General features: G+C 66.5%; 14 protein-coding genes. 6 read left to right on the top strand and 8 right to left on the bottom strand.

Translation table 11 applies throughout. The features are described from left to right. Positions 1 to 3: 3 nt before the first annotated feature. The 4 genes from zwf to tkt are packed head-to-tail and all read right to left on the bottom strand — an operon-like array spanning position 4 to position 6,528. Positions 4 to 1,557 (bottom strand): glucose-6-phosphate dehydrogenase, encoded by a 1,554-nt coding sequence (gene zwf, locus ACYU98_RS07855; protein ID WP_460467654.1) that lies wholly within the window; start codon positions 1,555 to 1,557, stop codon positions 4 to 6. Next, positions 1,554 to 3,167: a glucose-6-phosphate isomerase gene (locus tag ACYU98_RS07850; protein WP_460467653.1), complete on the bottom strand. Its 1,614-nt coding sequence runs from the start codon at positions 3,165 to 3,167 to the stop codon at positions 1,554 to 1,556. The genes zwf and ACYU98_RS07850 overlap by 4 nt, the downstream gene beginning before the upstream one ends. Beyond that, positions 3,164 to 4,279, bottom strand: coding sequence for a transaldolase (tal, locus tag ACYU98_RS07845; protein ID WP_460467652.1), 1,116 nt, complete (start codon positions 4,277 to 4,279; stop codon positions 3,164 to 3,166). Before tal ends, ACYU98_RS07850 begins: the two co-directional genes overlap by 4 nt. A gap of 35 nt (positions 4,280 to 4,314) precedes the next feature. After that, positions 4,315 to 6,528, bottom strand: coding sequence for a transketolase (gene tkt, locus ACYU98_RS07840; RefSeq protein ID WP_460467651.1), 2,214 nt, complete (start codon positions 6,526 to 6,528; stop codon positions 4,315 to 4,317). A gap of 229 nt (positions 6,529 to 6,757) precedes the next feature. On the opposite strand from tkt, the gene ACYU98_RS07835 reads away from it, so the two are divergent. Further along, positions 6,758 to 7,723: a heme o synthase gene (locus ACYU98_RS07835; RefSeq protein ID WP_460467650.1), complete on the top strand. Its 966-nt coding sequence runs from the start codon at positions 6,758 to 6,760 to the stop codon at positions 7,721 to 7,723. Positions 7,724 to 7,739: 16 nt separating this feature from the next. On the opposite strand, the gene ACYU98_RS07830 is transcribed toward ACYU98_RS07835, so the two are convergent. Genes ACYU98_RS07830 through ACYU98_RS07815 form a run of 4 tightly spaced genes read right to left on the bottom strand, consistent with a single transcriptional unit; the run spans position 7,740 to position 11,185 of the window. Beyond that, positions 7,740 to 8,708: an alpha/beta fold hydrolase gene (locus ACYU98_RS07830; RefSeq protein ID WP_460467649.1), complete on the bottom strand. Its 969-nt coding sequence runs from the start codon at positions 8,706 to 8,708 to the stop codon at positions 7,740 to 7,742. Between the two features lie 20 nt (positions 8,709 to 8,728). Further along, positions 8,729 to 9,661 (bottom strand): COX15/CtaA family protein, encoded by a 933-nt coding sequence (locus tag ACYU98_RS07825; protein ID WP_460467648.1) that lies wholly within the window; start codon positions 9,659 to 9,661, stop codon positions 8,729 to 8,731. Between the two features lie 37 nt (positions 9,662 to 9,698). Beyond that, positions 9,699 to 10,472 carry an ABC transporter permease gene (locus tag ACYU98_RS07820; protein ID WP_460467647.1) on the bottom strand — a complete coding sequence of 258 codons (774 nt, stop codon included), beginning with the start codon at positions 10,470 to 10,472 and terminating at the stop codon, positions 9,699 to 9,701. Further along, complete coding sequence (locus ACYU98_RS07815; RefSeq protein ID WP_460467646.1) at positions 10,469 to 11,185, bottom strand: ABC transporter ATP-binding protein; 717 nt, start codon at positions 11,183 to 11,185, stop codon at positions 10,469 to 10,471. The genes ACYU98_RS07820 and ACYU98_RS07815 overlap by 4 nt, the downstream gene beginning before the upstream one ends. A 120-nt stretch (positions 11,186 to 11,305) precedes the next feature. Between ACYU98_RS07815 and ACYU98_RS07810 the strand changes: the two genes are divergently transcribed. From ACYU98_RS07810 to ACYU98_RS07790, 5 genes are all read left to right on the top strand, one after another. Beyond that, complete coding sequence (locus tag ACYU98_RS07810; RefSeq protein WP_460467645.1) at positions 11,306 to 12,463, top strand: glycoside hydrolase family 3 N-terminal domain-containing protein; 1,158 nt, start codon at positions 11,306 to 11,308, stop codon at positions 12,461 to 12,463. A 64-nt stretch (positions 12,464 to 12,527) separates the two neighbouring features. Beyond that, positions 12,528 to 13,250: a helix-turn-helix transcriptional regulator gene (locus ACYU98_RS07805; protein WP_460467644.1), complete on the top strand. Its 723-nt coding sequence runs from the start codon at positions 12,528 to 12,530 to the stop codon at positions 13,248 to 13,250. After that, positions 13,247 to 14,665 carry a Fe-S cluster assembly protein SufB gene (gene sufB / locus ACYU98_RS07800; protein WP_460467643.1) on the top strand — a complete coding sequence of 473 codons (1,419 nt, stop codon included), beginning with the start codon at positions 13,247 to 13,249 and terminating at the stop codon, positions 14,663 to 14,665. The genes ACYU98_RS07805 and sufB overlap by 4 nt, the downstream gene beginning before the upstream one ends. Positions 14,666 to 14,722: 57 nt before the next feature. Then, positions 14,723 to 15,901, top strand: coding sequence for a Fe-S cluster assembly protein SufD (gene sufD / locus ACYU98_RS07795; RefSeq protein ID WP_460467642.1), 1,179 nt, complete (start codon positions 14,723 to 14,725; stop codon positions 15,899 to 15,901). Further along, positions 15,898 to 16,227, top strand: coding sequence for a non-heme iron oxygenase ferredoxin subunit (locus tag ACYU98_RS07790; RefSeq protein ID WP_460467641.1), 330 nt, complete (start codon positions 15,898 to 15,900; stop codon positions 16,225 to 16,227). Before sufD ends, ACYU98_RS07790 begins: the two co-directional genes overlap by 4 nt. Positions 16,228 to 16,236: the final 9 nt, after the last annotated feature.

Below are 16,236 nucleotides of genomic sequence, written 5' to 3'. Positions count from 1 at the left end.
ACATCACGGCATCCTCCAGCTGCGCCCGTCGACGCGCATCATCTCGTCGGCGGTGGCGGGGCCCCAACCGCCGGAGTCGTACGGCGCGGGCTTGCCGTTGCGGTCCCAGTAGCGCTCGACCGGGTCGAGGATCTGCCAGGACAAATCGACCTCCTCGTGGCGCGGGAACAACGGCGGATCGCCCAGCAGCACGTCGAGGATCAAGCGTTCGTACGCCTCCGGGCTCGACTCGGTGAAGGCGCTGCCGTAGCCGAAGTCCATCGTCACGTCGCGCACCTCCATGGTGCCTGCGCCGGGAACCTTCGACCCGAAGCGCATGGTGACGCCTTCGTCGGGCTGCACTCGGATGACGATCGCATTCTGGCCGAGCTCCTCGGTGTCGCTCTCGGTGAACGGCAGGTGGGGAGCCCGTTTGAACACGACCGCGATCTCGGTCACGCGCTTGCCGAGGCGTTTGCCGGCGCGCAGGTAGAACGGCACCCCGGCCCAGCGCCGGGTGGCCAGCTCGAGTTTCAATGCGGCGTAGGTTTCGGTGCGGCTGTCGGGGTCGATCCCGTCCTCTTCGAGGAAGCCGATGACCTTCTCCGAACCCTGCCAACCGGCGGTGTATTGGCCGCGGGCGGTGAAGGTGCCGAGGTCCTTGGGCAGGCGTACGGCCGCCAGCACCTTCTCCTTCTCCGTACGAAGGGCCTTCGCCTCGAAGTTGTTCGGCTGCTCCATCGCGGTGATCGCCAGCAACTGCAGGAGGTGATTCTGGATCACGTCTCGGGCTGCGCCGATGCCGTCGTAGTAGCCGGCTCGGCTGCCGATCCCGATGTCCTCGGCCATGGTGATCTGCACGTGGTCGACGTAGTGGCTGTTCCACACCGGCTCGAACAGTTGGTTGGCGAAGCGCAGCGCCAGGATGTTCTGGACCGTCTCCTTGCCGAGGTAGTGGTCGATCCGGAAGACCGAGTCTTCGGGGAAGACGGAGGCCACCACATCGTTGAGCTCGGCAGCGCTCTGGCGGTCGTGACCGAACGGCTTCTCGATAACGACCCGTCGCCAGGTGCCCGGCCGCGGGGTCGAGAGCCCGCTGCGTTCGAGTTGACGGCAGACCTGGGAGAACGATCCCGGCGGGATCGACAGGTAGAACGCGTGGTTGCCGCCGGTGCCGCGCTCCTCATCAAGCGCCGCGACGGTGCGGGCCAGTTCATCGAAGGCTTCGTCGTCATCGAACGAACCATGAACGAACCTCAGCCCGTCGAGCAGGTTCTTCCACACCGCCTCGGAGAACTCGGTGCGGGCCCCCTGCTTGACCGCGTCATGAACGATCCGACCGAAGTCCTGGTCATCCCAGTCGCGGCGGGCGAAGCCGATCAGGCTGAAGCCCGGCGGCAGCAAGCCACGGTTGTAGAGGTCGTAGATCGCCGGCAACAACTTGCGCTTGGCCAGGTCACCGGTGACCCCGAACATGACCATGCTGCAAGGTCCCGCGATCCGCGGGAGGCGGCGGTCGTCCGCCTCCCGCAGTGGGTTGATGCCGCGCGCCACTCGGGCCGCTGTCGTGGTGGTCACGAGGCGCTGGTGGCTGTCCGGATCGCCTGCACCAGTTCGCCCATGCCGGCCTCACCATCGGTGAGGTGCAACCGCAGCACCGGCCGCCCCTTGTCGGCGAGCACCTTCGCGTCACCCGCGGCCTGAGCCGAGATGAAGCTGCCGAAGGTGAAATCGCGACCCGGGACAGCGAGGTCCTGTGTGGGCTCGATGGTGATCTGCAGGTAGACACCGATCGCCGGGCCGCCCTTGTGATATTGCCCGGTGGAGTGCAGGAACCGCGGGCCCCACCCGAAGGTGACGGGGCGGTTCAGCTTCCGGGCGAACAGACCGCGTACGTCGGCCAGTGACCGATCCGCGACCCGGTCCAGGTAAGCCATGACCGCAAGGTAGCCGTCCTGGGGAACCTGTGCCAGCAGCGCGGCCAGCGCGCCCGAGACAGAGTCGGCAGCGCCGAGCCAGTCGCCGTTAGCGCGCACCTCAACCGCACCCTCGGTGAAGTTCGCTTCGTCACCAGCGGTGTTGCTCTGACCCATGAGGTCGCGGGCGGCCTGCTTGGCGGACTCGACGTCGGGTTGGTCGAACGGGTTGATCCCGATCAATCGGCCGGCGACGGCCACGGCGGCCTCCCAGAGAAGCATCTGGCCACCGAGACTGCCGGAGACGGCCACGTCGGCCACGCCGCTGGGCGCGGCACTTGCGGTGGCGACCAGGTGAACAGACAGCTCGTCGGCGAGCAGTTCGCCCTGGGGCGCGTCATCAACGACAACCGGGAGAAGGCCCTTGCCGAGCTTTCCGGTGCTCTCGGCAATGAGCTGCTCGGCCCAGTCACCGAAACCTTTGTTCGGGGTGCCCTCGTCGATCAGCAGAACCTTGTCGCGCAGCGGGGTGGTGCCGCCCAGCGCGGCGCCGAGACGCAGCGCCGGGTTGTCAGCCTCGTCCGCGGACAGGATCGCCTGCGCGGCGGCAGCCTCATCGAGCAGAGCGCCGATGTCGGCGCCGGCGAGTCCGCTGGGCACCAGACCGAAGGCGGTCAGCGCCGAGTAACGGCCACCGACATTCGGGTCGGCGTTGAACACCGTGAAGCCCGCCTCGTGGGCCTCCTTGTCGAGCGGGCTGCCCGGGTCGGTGACAACGACGACACGTTCGGTCGGGTCGATGCCGGCCTTCTCGAAAGCGGCAACGTAGGCGCGCCGCTGCGAGTCGGTCTCCACCGTCGAACCTGACTTGGACGACACGACCACGACCGTCTGCTCGAGCCGGTCCTCCAACGCCGCGCGCACCATGTCGGGCTGCGAGCTGTCGAGCACCGTGATCGGAACTCCTGCGGTCGCGCAGATGACCTCGGGGGCCAACGAAGAACCGCCCATGCCGCAGAGCACGACGTGGTCGACACCCTTGTCCTGCAACGACTTCCGCAGGGACTCGATCGGCTCGACCAGGGGTCGGGACGACTCGCCGAGACTCACCCAGGACAGACGCTTGGCGGACTCGCTCTCCGCGTCCGGACCCCACAGGGTGTGGTCCTGGGCGAAGAGTCGGCTGGCGACCTTGTCGGTGACCAGGGTCGAGACGTGGGCCTCGGCAGCCTGCGCCGCGGCGCCGGCGACGAAAACCTGAACGTCGCTCACTTGGTGGCCGCCTTCTTCAGCTCTGCCTCAACCGACTGCAGCAACTCGGTCCAGGAGCCCTCGAATTTGGTGACGCCTTCTTCCTCGAGCACCTTCACCACGTCGTCGTAGTCCACGCCGGCCTGGTCGAGCTGCTGCATGACCGCGCGAGCGTCGTCGTAGGCGCCGGTGACCTGATCCCCGGCAACCTCACCGTGGTCGGCCAGAGCGTCGAGCGTCTTCGGCGGCATCGTGTTGACCGTGTTCGGCGCCGCAAGGTCGACAACGTACATCGTGTCCTTGTAGTCGGGGTTCTTCACGCCGGTGGATGCCCACAACGGACGCTGCACGTGAGCGCCGGCTGCCTTGAGCGACTCCCAACGCGGGGTGCTGAAGACCTCTTCGAAGGCCTGGTAGGCGAGGCGTGCGTTCGCAACGCCGGCCTTCCCCTTGAGCTCGGCCGCGCCCGCGGCGTTGGAGGCATCCAGGCGCTTGTCGATCTCCGAGTCGACCCGGGAGACGAAGAACGAGGCGACCGAACGAATGGTCGACAGGTCCTTGCCGGCGTCCTTGGCCTGCTCCAGGCCGTCCAGGTAGCCGTTCATCACAGCGCGGTAGCGGTCGAGGGAGAAGATCAACGTCACGTTGACACTGATGCCTTCCGCCAGGGTCGCGGTGATCGACGGCAAACCCTCGACCGTGGCCGGGATCTTGATCATGGCGTTCGGCCGGTCGACGGTCGCCCACAGCTTCTTGGCGCTGTCGTTGGTCGCCGCGGTGTCGCGGGCAAGACGCGGGTCGACCTCGATCGAGACGCGGCCGTCCTGGCCCTCGCTCGCATCGAAGGCCGGACGGAGCTGGTCGCAGGCGTTGCGTACGTCGTCGGTGGTGATCGCGAAGACCGTCTGGTCGACGTCGGCGCCCTGAGCGGCGAGCGCTGCTACCTGTTCGTTGTAGGCCTGGCCGTCGGACAGCGCCGTGGCGAAAATCGTCGGGTTCGTGGTCACGCCGACCACATTCTTCTCGGCGTTGAGCGTGGCCAGATCGCCCTGCTGCAGCATGGTGCGGTTCAGGTCGTCGAGCCAGATCGAGACTCCGGCGTCGGACAGGGCCTGGGTGTTGCTGTTGCTCATGTCGTTCCTCTCAAAAAGACGTACGAAAAAAAGGTTCAGTGAGCCTCGAGGGGCCAGACCGGCACCTCGACGTCATTGCCGGGGGTCGCGTCGCCGGACTTGGCGTCGGCGATTGAAGCCTTGGCGTTGGCGACCACGTTGGCGGCGGTGAAGCCGAACTTCTCCAGCAGCAACGGGCCAGCTGCGGAGGAACCGAAGTGTTCGATCGAGACGCAACGGCCGGCGTCACCGACGTAGCGGTGCCACGGCATCGAGATGCCCGCCTCGACGCTGACGCGCGCCTTGACGGACGGCGGCAGGACCTCGTCGCGGTAGGCCTTCGGTTGCTTGTCGAACCATTCAAGGCAAGGCGCCGAGACAACCCGAGCGGCGATGCCCTCGCCGGCCAGAGCCTCGCGGGCCTCGAGCGCGACGGAGACCTCGGACCCGCTGGCGATCAGGATCACGTCGGGCGTTCCCTCGGTGTCGGCCAGAACGTAGGCGCCCTTGGCGACACCGTCGGCCGAGGCGAACTTGCTGCGGTCGACCGTCGGCAGTGCCTGGCGCGAGAGCGCCAGACCGGCCGGGTGGTCGGTGGTCTGCAGAATCGTTCGCCAAGCGACGGCGGTCTCGTTCGCGTCGCCCGGGCGGACGACGTCAAGCATCGGGATCGCGCGCAGCGTGGCGAGGTGTTCCACCGGCTGGTGGGTCGGACCGTCTTCACCCAGGCCCACAGAGTCGTGGGTCCACACGAAGGTGACCGGGATGTTCTGCAGCGCGGCCAGACGTACGGCACCGCGCATGTAATCGGAGAACACCAAGAAGGTGCCGCCATAGGGCCGGGTGAGGCCTTCCAGCGCGATCCCGTTGAGTGCCAGGCCCATCGCGAACTCGCGAACACCGAAGTGCAGGGTGCGGCCGTACGGGCTGCCCGTCCATTCCTGCGTCTGCCGGTTGCTCGGGATGAACGAGGGCTGGCCGCCCATCGTGGTGTTGTTCGATTCCGCGAGGTCGGCCGAACCGCCCCACAGTTCGGGCATCACGTCAGCGAGGGCGGTCAGGATCTTGCCCGACGCGGCGCGGGTGGCGATGCCCTTTTCGTCGGCATCGAAGGTGGGGAAGGCCTCAGCGAAACCGTCCGGAAGCTCGCGGGCGACCAAGCGGTCGAGCAACTTCGCGCCGTCGGCGTTCGCCGAGCGCCACGCCTGGTAGGCGGTGTCCCATTCGGCGTGAGCATCCTTACCCCGCTGAGCAACCGCGCGGACGTGCTTTTCGACCTCGTCGCTGACCTCGAAGGTCTTCTCGGGGTCGAAGCCGAGGCGGGTCTTGAGGCCCGCGATCTCCTCGTCGCCCAGCGCGGACCCGTGGGACTTGCCCGAGCCCTGCTTGGTGGGGGAAGGCCATGCGATGACGGTGTGCAGGATGACCAGGCTCGGCTTCGTCGTTTCGGCCTTGGCCTCTTCGATCGCTGCGTAAAGCGCGTCGACATCCTCGACGTAGTCGGGGTCGGTGGTGCCGTGGTGGCCGCGCCAGGGCACATCGATGACCTGCCACCCGTAGGCCTCATAACGACCCTTGACGTCCTCGTTGAACGACACATCGGTGTCGTCCTCGATGGATATCTGGTTCTGGTCGTAGATCGCGATCAGGTTGCCCAGTTCCTGGGTTCCGGCCAACGAACTGGCCTCACCACTGACGCCCTCCATCAGGCAGCCATCGCCGGCGATGACGTAGATGTGGTGGTCGAACGGGCTGGTGCCCGGAGCAGCATCGGGGTCGAGCATCCCGCGCTGACGTCGTTGCGCCATCGCCATGCCCACCGAGGAAGCAAATCCGGAACCGAGCGGGCCCGTGGTGATCTCGACGCCGGTGGTGTGGGTGACTTCGGGGTGACCGGGGGTCTTCGACTCCCAGGTGCGCAGCGCTTCCAGGTCGGACAGCTCGAGGCCGTAACCACTGAAGTAGAGCTGGATGTATTGGGTCAGGCTGGAGTGGCCGGCCGACAGCACGAACCGGTCGCGACCAAGCCAGTGCGGGTCGGTCGGGTCGTGGCGCATGACGTTCTGGAAGAGCAGGTACGCGGCCGGCGCCAGGCTGATAGCGGTGCCGGGGTGACCGTTGCCGGTCTTCTGAACGGCATCAGCCGCCAGGATGCGCGCGGTGTCGACGGCGCGGACATCGAGGTCGGTCCAGCCGATCTTTTGCGCGCGGGGCAGGGAGAGGTTCTCGTCGCGACCGGCGAGGGGGGAAGCGGATGCGTCCGTGCTCACGTGGAAAGGCTCCTTCGAATGACAGCTTGAACGTTCACGGTCGAGCCTAGACCTGCGCGCCCTACGGTTGGTGGGCCCCACCGGTAGGCGTCGGAGCACATTCCGGAGGCAGATAGACTGGGCCGCTGGGGGCGTTTGCTGCCCCGGTCTGCCACAGCAGCCAGCCGGTTGCCGTGCAGGGCCCAGAAGTTTGTTGGAAGTTCCCGGAAGTGTTGACGCGAGGATGCCTGTGACCACGATCGAGCCCCGTACGGCTGGAGGGTCCGCGGCCGACGCTCGGTCCAAGCGCCCCTTCGGTGACGTCGTTCGGGATTATGTGTCGTTGACCAAGCCGCGGATCATCGAGTTGCTGCTGGTCACCACCTTCCCGGTGATGTTCCTCGCAGACCGCGGTGTGCCGTCGCTCTGGCTGATCATCGCCACCCTGGTGGGCGGAACGATGTCGGCCGGTTCGGCTAATGCCTACAACTGCTACATCGACCGCGACATCGACAAGCTGATGCACCGCACCGAAGGGCGCCCGCTCGCGGTGGGAAGCATCGCCCCGCGCAACGCCTTGGCGTTCGCGACCGTGCTCGGGGTCGCTTCGGTGCTGTGGCTCGGGTTGCTGGTCAACTGGCTTTCCGCGGCTTTGTCGCTCGGGGCGATCGTGCTCTACGTCGGCTTCTACACGATGCTGCTCAAGCGGCGCACCTCGCAGAACATCGTGTGGGGCGGCGTTGCCGGCTGCGTGCCGGTGTTGATCGGCTGGTCCGCGGTGACCAACTCACTGTCGTGGTCGGCGCTGGTGCTCTTCCTGGTGGTCTTCTTCTGGACCCCGCCGCACTACTGGCCGCTGTCGATGCGGTTCAAGGACGACTACGCCAACGCCGGTGTTCCGATGTTGCCGGTGGTCGCGCGCGACACCGCAGTTGCCCGCCAGATCGTGCTCTATGCCTGGGCGACTGTGCTGACGACTGTGGTCCTGATTCCGGTGGCGCCGATGGGGTGGATCTACACCGTCCTGGCGGTGCTGTCCGGTGGGCTGTTCCTGATCGAGGCGCACCGTTTGCAGCTGCGCGCGAAGCAGGGCGTGCCCTATGCCGACCTCAAGCCGATGCGCTTGTTCCACTACTCGATCAGTTACCTGACGCTGGTGTTCCTCGGCGTCGCGATCGACCCGATCCTGCACATCGCGCTTCCCGGACTGCACTGATCAGCCGGCCCGGGTCTCACTGACTCGACAGGCTTTGTACGGCGGCTGCGAAGCCCTGCGGATCGGCCACCATCGACAGGTGTCCGGCGCCAGCCAGGATCACTTCCCGCGGGTTGCCGAGGTTGGTCCGCGTGGCCTGCAACGATCCGCCGGAGGTTGCGTCCTCGGATCCCCAGATGATCGCTCGGGGAACGCGGATGGACCTGATCTGGGTCGGGCTCAGATGCAGCAAGGGCGCCTGCGCCATCGCGAGCATGGCGCGTTCCGCATCTCCCTGCTGCAAGGGCCGCAGCCAAGCACGCACCAGCCCGGGGGAGTAACCCCGGCACACCGAACCGCATTGACCCTTGACGATTTGTTGGTCGAGCCAGGACCACCGAGTGCCCATCCGGTAGAGCGATGTCACGTAGGGGAGCTTCAACACCCAGCCCGGTGGCCGGCTGTTTCCGCCGGCGAACGGCAGTGCGTCACCGTCGGCGAAGATCACGCCGCTGATCTCCTGGGGAGCTGTCAGTGCAAGGGAGCCCGCGACGGCGGCTCCGAGCGAGTGGCCGACGACGATCGGCGCGGAAAGATGCAGCGTACGAATGAATCCGGCGACTACTTGCGTCTGGTCGGCGAGCGTGTAGTGGCCGGTGTAATCGCTGTAGCCGTAGCCCGGCAGATCGATTGCGTAGACGCGGTGAGTGGCACCGAGGAGGGGCCCAACCGTCGCCCACGACACCGAACTCTCCGCGAACCCGCCGATCAGCACCACTGGTGAGCCAGAGGTGCCCCAAGACGCGTAGTGGATGCGATGTCCATCGACCCGCACGTCGGAGCCGTCCGGTGCCGGAAAGGTGGCACTCGGCGCAGTCAGCGCATTGCCGGTCACGCTGATGATGGTGACGACGAACCAGGTGATCAGGACCCAGCGCAGGATCCGGCGGAACAGGCGACCCACGCGGCTCGACTGCTCGGTGTCGTGGTCGGTCTCCGCCCCCATGTCCTGCTCCGTCTGCTCGGTCAGGGCAGGTCTTTCGCCACGTCGACGTTCTCGCCACGGGTGCGCAACGACAACACCGCCCAGGTCACGGCGATCACCAGCAGGCAGGCGCCGAGCATGTGACACAACACGACTGCCCAGGGCAGCCCGGTGAAGTATTGGACGTAGCCGATCACGCCTTGCAGCAGCGTCACGCCCAGCAAAGCGGTCCAGGCGCGCGGCGCTGCGGTGTCGGCCGCTGTGAGTCGGACGGCGACGATCATCGCGACCACGAGACCGATGAAAAGCATGACTGCATCGGCATGCATCCAGGAGATCGTGCGCGGATCGAGGCCGAGCCGAGCGGGATGGTCGGCATCGCCCGAGTGGGGTCCAGAACCGGTCACCAGGGTGCCGAGAAGCAACACAACACCGGCGAACGCGGCCGTGCCACGGCCCAGTTGGACCACGCCTGGTCGTACGACGGCAGTCGCCGCTCCGTCACCCTCGCGGGCCCGCCAGACCAGCCAGGCCGACGTTGACACCAACAGCATCGAGATCAGGAAATGGGCGGCCACCAGGCCGGGGTTGAGGCCGGTCAAGACGGTGATTCCGCCGACGATGGCCTGCAACGCGATGCCGGCGAGAACCCCGGCGACCGGAAGGCGCAGGCCACTGCGATGGCGCGCGGAGGTGATGATGCCGATCAGCAGTGCGAGGGCCACGATGCTCACCACGCTGGTCAGGGTGCGGTTGCCGAACTCGATGTACTTATGCCAGCTCTGAGCCTGGTGTCTGGTCGGGGTGAGTGACCCGTTGACGCACTGCGGCCATCTCGGACACCCGAGCCCGCTGCCGGTGAGGCGCACGAGTCCGCCCGTCACCACGATGCCGGTCTCAACAACCAGGTTGAGCCAGAACAATGCAGTCAGCCAGCGAGGCAGGGCCGGCTGCAGGGGACGGGGGAGAAGCATCGATCGGTCACTCTCGGTCAGGCTCGAAGTCACGGGGTCAGTCGCCCCACCGGAACGTACGCGTGGTCAGGGCCGCCGCTGCGGCGCCCCAGACCACCAGCACCAGGGCAGGCAGCCAGGTGTCGCCCAGATGGCCGATGAACGCGGCGCGCAGCCCGTCGCCGAGGGCACCCGACGGCAGCAGGGCGACGACTGATCCGAGGCCATCGGGCATCCGTGAGGTGGGGTAGAGCAAGCCGCCGCCGGCGGCCAGCAAGACCCACACCAGGTTGGCCACAGCCAGCACGCCCTCGGCTCGCAACGAGCCCGCCAGGAGCAGCGAAATGGCGACCCAGCTGAAAGTGCTGAGCAGCAGGAGCAACACCGCCACCGCGATCCCGCCCAGATTCGGATGCCAATCGAGGGCGAGGCCGAGAACGGAAAGCACGACAGTCTGCAGGGCCACGACAGCCAGCACCGCGAGCGCCTTGCCACCCAACAGGCCGGCGCGGCCGAGTGGTGTGGTGCCCAGGAATCGCAGCACGCCGTAACGGCGGTCGAATCCGGTGGAGATGGCCTGACCGGTGAACGCCGTCGACACGACCGCGAGCGCGAGGACCGAAGGCACCACGACATCGATCCGTCGGCCCGCCCCGAGGGACGGTTGTGACGACAGGGCCATGCCGAAGAGGGCGAGCGCCGGCAGGATGAGCGACACCAGCAACTGCTCGCCGTTGCCGAGCAGGGTGCGGGCCTCGTAGCCGGCCTGGGCGCGGATGCGGCCGGCGGGACTCGCAGGCGCTGCGTGGTTGCTTGCGGCGGTCGCGGTCATCGGGCGCCCCCCGGTCGGGTCAACGCGAAGTAGGTCTGTTCGAGGCCGTCGGCTCCGGCCACCTCTGCCAGCGATCCGTCGGCGAGCACCCGCCCGTCGGCGACGACCACGATCTTGTCGGCCAATCGTTCTGCCTCGTCGAAGGAGTGGGTGGTGACCACGACGGTCGCCCCACGGTCGCGTTCGGCGCGAACGAGATCCCAGACGTCGAGTCGCGCATGCGGATCCAGGCCGGCCGTCGGTTCATCCAGGAAGGCAACGTCCGGCAAGCCGGTGAGCGCAGCGGCCAACGCGATGCGCTGTCGCTGGCCACCGGACATGCGGCGCAGGCTGGTCTGCCAGAAGGACTCGAGGCCGAGCACGCCGGTCAATTCCGTCAGTCGGTGATCGCCGCCGAGCAGTTTGGCGACGTGGCGCAAAAAGCGCTCGCCTCGTACGGCGCCGGGCAGGCCGCCGTCTTGCAGCATGACCCCGACGCGGGCCCGATGGTCGGCTGACGCGCGCCACGGCTGCTGGCCCAGGACGCGTACGGATCCCTGTTGCGGGGCCCGAAGGCCCTCGGCCAGTTCCATCGCCGTCGTCTTGCCGGCCCCGTTGGGGCCCAGGACGCAGGTGATGCGGGCGGTGGGCGCCTGGAAGGTGAGGTCGGCAAGGGCCTGGTTGGCCCCGTAATGATGGGTCACACCGTCATAGGAGACCGCCGCAGATTCCACGATCGACAATTCTAGGTTGCCCTCGGGAAGATCTACCCATGCCCCACCGTGGACGTGGTCGCCAGAACGTGCTGTGCTGAGAAACGTCGGAAAGCGAAGTTCTGCCGAAGGGGTCGGGTCATGGTCAAGGGTGCATTGGTAGCGGGGACTGTTGTCGCGGTGATGGGGGGAGCCGGGGTGATCGTGGCGCCAGCTCAGGCGACGCCGGCGGCAGTGCCGTCGGTGACCACCTGCACGGCAACGCGGATGGCGTCGGTGATGCCGATCGAACGAAAGATCGGTCAACTGTTCATGGTCGGCAACCCGGCCACGGGAGCGAGCAGCACGGTCAAGAGCTACATCGCGAAATACCACATCGGGAATGTCTTCCTCTCCGGTCGCAGCACCGGTGGCGTCTCTCAGGTCGCCAGCGTGACGGCGTCATTGCGGTCGGCGGTGAACCCCAGCAGCACCCAGAACGTGAAGTTGCTGATCTCCACCGATCAGGAAGGCGGCTACGTTCAGGTCCTGAAGGGCAGCGGGTTCAGCACCATCCCCACCGGTCTGACGCAGGGCACCTATTCCACGGGGACGCTGTATTCCTATGCGCAGACCTGGGGACGACAGATGCGCGCCGCTGGGGTGAACATGAACCTGGCCCCGGTGGCCGACACGGTTCCGGCGTCGCTCGGCCGCGGGAACCCGCCGATCGGATATTGGTACCGCGAGTACAACTACTACTCGGCGCTGGTCGCCGGTTCCTCCAGCGCCTTCATGCGCGGGATGAAATCGGTGGGGGTCGCACCCACCGCGAAGCATTTCCCGGGCCTGGGCGCGGTCCGCGCGAACACTGACACGACGGTGAACGTCCACGATTACGGCACGACATCCAACAACCCCTACCTCACGCCGTTCAAGCAGTCGGTGAATGACGGGGTTCCGTTCGTGATGATGAGTTCGGCGATATACGACCGGATCGATGGCAGCCGGCCCGCAGTCTTCTCGCCGACGGTGGTGGGCTTGCTGCGCAACATGGGTTACAAGGGCATCGTGATGACCGACGACCTTGGCGTCGCGAAGGCGATGTCGCCGTGGTCGTACGGCATGCGGGCAATCAACACGATCAACGCCGGTGGACAGCTGATTCTGACGGTGACACCGGCCGCTATCCCGGAGATGTATTCGGCGGTCTTGGGCTACTACGGCAGGAACGCAACGTTCCGGGCCCGGGTGAATGCGGCCACGCTGGCGATGCTGCAGTCGAAGCAGGCGCAGGGGCTGCTGCCGGCCACCTGCTGAGGTCGTGCAGCAGGTTAGGGGAGCCTGCCTTTAAGTTCACCGTGAATAACGTCATACTGGTGTTGTGTTTATCGCTGACCGTGCTGAGCCCGGACCCGAACGGGTCGAGTCGGGCACGCGTCGGCGAGTTCTGAACCTCGTCTCCGAGCGCGGCCCGATCACCGCTGCTGCGGTCGCCGAGACCCTCGGCCTGACGACTGCAGGCGTACGCCGCCACCTCGACCAGTTGGCCGCGGAGGGTTCGGTGCAGGACCGCGAGATGGCTCCCGTCGGTGCTCGCAAGCGCGGCCGTCCGGCGCGCGCCTACGTGTTGACCGAGCGTGGCCACCAGACCCTGCGCGGCGACTACGACTCACTCGCCAGCTCGGTGCTGCGCTTCGTGCGCGCCGAGCAGGGCGATGAGGCGGTCGTGGCATTTGCGCGGCAGCGTGCCCGGGCGATGGCCGATCGGATCGCGCCCGAGATGGCCGATGCGGTCGACACTGACGAGCGTTCTACGATCCTGGCCGAGGCGCTGGGCCGCGAGGGATATGCGGCGTCGACCCGCCCGGTCGGTCGGGGCACCCCGCTGGCCGGCGTGCAGTTGTGCCAGGGTCACTGCCCGGTGCAACACGTCGCCACCGAATTCCCCCAGTTCTGCGAGGCGGAGGCGGAGGTGTTCTCCGAACTGCTCGGCGTCCACGTTCAGCGCCTGGCCTCGCTCGCACACGGTGACCACGTGTGCACCACGTTCATTCCTGTTCAGCAAGTAGCCCCCTCCCACGACAACAGAAGGGATCCGCGATGAGCACCATCGAAGAGCTCAACCCGGGACTGAAGGACATCGGCCGTTACGAATACGGCTGGGCCGACAGTGACGATGCGGGTGCGGGCGCGCGTCGCGGCCTGTCCGACGAGGTCGTCAAGGACATCTCCGGCCGCAAGTCCGAGCCGCAGTGGATGCTTGACCTTCGCCTGAAGGCGCTGCGCTTGTTCGGCAAGAAGCCGATGCCTCAGTGGGGCAGCGACCTCACCGGGATCGACTTCCAGAACATCAAGTACTTCGTGAAGTCCACCGAGAAGCAGGCCACCAGCTGGGAAGACCTGCCCGAGGACATCAAGAACACGTACGACCGACTGGGCATCCCGGAGGCCGAGAAGCAGCGTCTTGTCGCCGGCGTGGCGGCGCAGTACGAATCCGAGGTCGTCTACCACCAGATCCGGGAGGACCTGGAGGAGAAGGGTGTCATCTTCGTCGACACCGACTCCGGCCTGCGCGAACACGAAGACATCTTCAAGGAGTACTTCGGTTCGGTCATTCCGGTCGGCGACAACAAGTTCGCCTCGCTGAACACCGCGGTGTGGTCGGGTGGTTCCTTCATCTACGTGCCGAAGGGTGTCCACGTCGACATCCCGCTGCAGGCCTACTTCCGGATCAACACCGAGAACATGGGCCAGTTCGAGCGCACCCTGATCATCGCCGACGAGGACTCCTACGTTCACTACGTCGAGGGCTGCACCGCGCCGATCTACAAGTCGGACTCGCTGCACTCCGCGGTCGTCGAGATCATCGTCAAGAAGAACGCTCGGGTTCGCTACACGACGATTCAGAACTGGTCGAACAACGTCTACAACCTGGTGACCAAGCGCGCTACCTGTGAGGCCGGCGCGACCATGGAATGGGTTGATGGCAACATCGGCTCCAAGGTGACGATGAAGTACCCCGCCGTCTACCTGCTCGGTGAACACTCCAAGGGCGAGACCTTGTCCATTGCCTTTGCGGGCGAGGGTCAACACCAGGACGCCGGCGCCAAGATGGTCCACGCCGCCCCCCATACCTCCTCGACGATCGTGTCGAAGTCGGTGGCCCGTGGTGGTGGCCGCACCTCCTACCGCGGTCTGGTGCAGGTGCTTGAGGGCGCTGAGCACTCCAAGTCCAGCGTGGTGTGTGACGCGCTGCTGGTCGACCAGATCAGCCGCAGCGACACCTACCCCTACGTCGACGTCCGCGAGGACGACGTGCAGATGGGCCACGAGGCCACGGTTTCCAAGGTGTCCGAGGACCAGATGTTCTATCTGATGAGCCGCGGCATGTCAGAGCAAGAGGCGATGGCGATGATCGTGCGCGGCTTCGTCGAGCCGATTGCTCGCGAACTGCCGATGGAATACGCCCTCGAACTGAACCGTCTGATCGAGCTGCAGATGGAAGGGGCTGTCGGATAGCGCGACCCGCGCCCTTCCGATCACCCCTGACATCGAACGAGTAGGAGAACGACTTTCATGACGCTCATCACTCCAGAGCGCAATCAGGCCGCTGGTCACATCGACCCGGCCGCCGCTTTCGTGCCCGACCAGTCGCGGGCGGAGCGCAAGACCTCCTTCGAGGTCTCTGACTTCCCGGTCCCGCACGGTCGTGAGGAGGAGTGGCGCTTCACCCCGGTCGACAAGCTGGGACAGCTGTTCACCGACGAAGCGACCGGCAATCACCTCACCTGGACCAACGATCTCCCGCAGGGCGCAACCCTCGGCGAGATGTCGGTGCAGGAGTGGCAGTCGACCACGACGACGCTGCCGGCTGACCGCGCCGCCGCCGTGGCGGCCACCCACTCCGGTGGTCTCGCGGTGCTCGACATCGCGGCGAACGCCGAGCTCGAAGGCCCCGTACGTCTGCGGTTGACCGGGCAGCAGCGCCAGGTCGTCCACGGCCACCTGTTGGTTCGGGCAGGCGTGAACTCCCATGCCACCGTCGTCATCGTTCACGACGGCACCTCCGACTACAGCGAGGTGCTGTCGGTCGAGGTCGCCGATGGTGCGAACCTGACGCTGGTCACCACTGCTGAGTGGGACGACGAAGCGACCCACCTCGGTCAGTACGACGCGGTCGTCGGCCGCGACGCAACCTACCGCCACATCGCGGTGAGCCTCGGTGGCGAGATCGTTCGGATCAACTCCAACGTCAAATACTCCGGCCCTGGCGGCCAGGCGACCCTGCTGGGCGTCTACTTCGCCGATGCCGGCCAACACCTCGAGCACCGCTCGTTCGTCGACCACAACACGCCGCGGTGCACCTCGCTGGTCACCTACAAGGGTGCGTTGCAGGGCGATTCGGCCCACACCGTGTGGGTCGGCGACGTGCTCATCCGCAAGGAAGCCGAAGGTATTGAGACCTACGAGCTGAACCGCAACCTGGTGTTGACCGACGGTGCGCGCGCCGACTCGGTGCCGAACTTGGAGATCGAAACCGGTGACATCGAGGGTGCAGGCCACGCTTCCTCGACCGGCCGGTTCGACGACGAGCAGTTGTTCTACCTCCAGGCCCGCGGCATCCCGGAGAGCGAGGCACGGCGCCTGGTCGTCCGTGGCTTCTTCGCCGACGTGATCGCCAAGATCGGTGTGCCGGAGATCTGCGACCCGCTGATGAAGGCGATCGAGGACGAACTGGCGGCGACGCCGTCGTGAGCGATGCCGTGACCGACTACGTGCGCATCTGCTCGATTGACCAGTTGCCGCAGATGGGCGCCGTCGTGGCCGACATCGACGGTCGCCGGGTGGCGATCGTCCGCGACAGTCACGGCACCGTCCACGCGATCGACGACACCTGCACCCACGCCAACGTGTCACTCGCCGAGGGCGAGGTCGACGACTGCTCGATCGAGTGCTGGTTGCACGGATCGCGGTTCGACCTGCGTACCGGCAATCCGACCGCTCTTCCGGCTACCGCCCCGGTGGCCGTCCACACCGTGAAGATCGACGGCACCGACGTGCTTGTCGCCCTCAACGACTGACTCTGCAAC

The organism is Calidifontibacter terrae (genome assembly GCF_054778835.1).
This window is presented reverse-complemented; position numbering and strand designations above follow the sequence as displayed.

Bases quoted from the DNA above. Each gene is read 5' to 3' on its own strand.
- ACYU98_RS07825 (WP_460467648.1), bottom strand. From the start codon at position 9,661: ATGCTTCTCCCCCGTCCCCTGCAGCCGGCCCTGCCTCGCTGGCTGACT.
- ACYU98_RS07830 (WP_460467649.1), bottom strand. From the start codon at position 8,708: ATGGGGGCGGAGACCGACCACGACACCGAGCAGTCGAGCCGCGTGGGT.
- ACYU98_RS07820 (WP_460467647.1), bottom strand. From the start codon at position 10,472: ATGACCGCGACCGCCGCAAGCAACCACGCAGCGCCTGCGAGTCCCGCC.
- sufB (WP_460467643.1), top strand. From the start codon at position 13,247: ATGAGCACCATCGAAGAGCTCAACCCGGGACTGAAGGACATCGGCCGT.
- sufD (WP_460467642.1), top strand. From the start codon at position 14,723: ATGACGCTCATCACTCCAGAGCGCAATCAGGCCGCTGGTCACATCGAC.
- tal (WP_460467652.1), bottom strand. From the start codon at position 4,279: ATGAGCAACAGCAACACCCAGGCCCTGTCCGACGCCGGAGTCTCGATC.
- ACYU98_RS07810 (WP_460467645.1), top strand. From the start codon at position 11,306: ATGGTCAAGGGTGCATTGGTAGCGGGGACTGTTGTCGCGGTGATGGGG.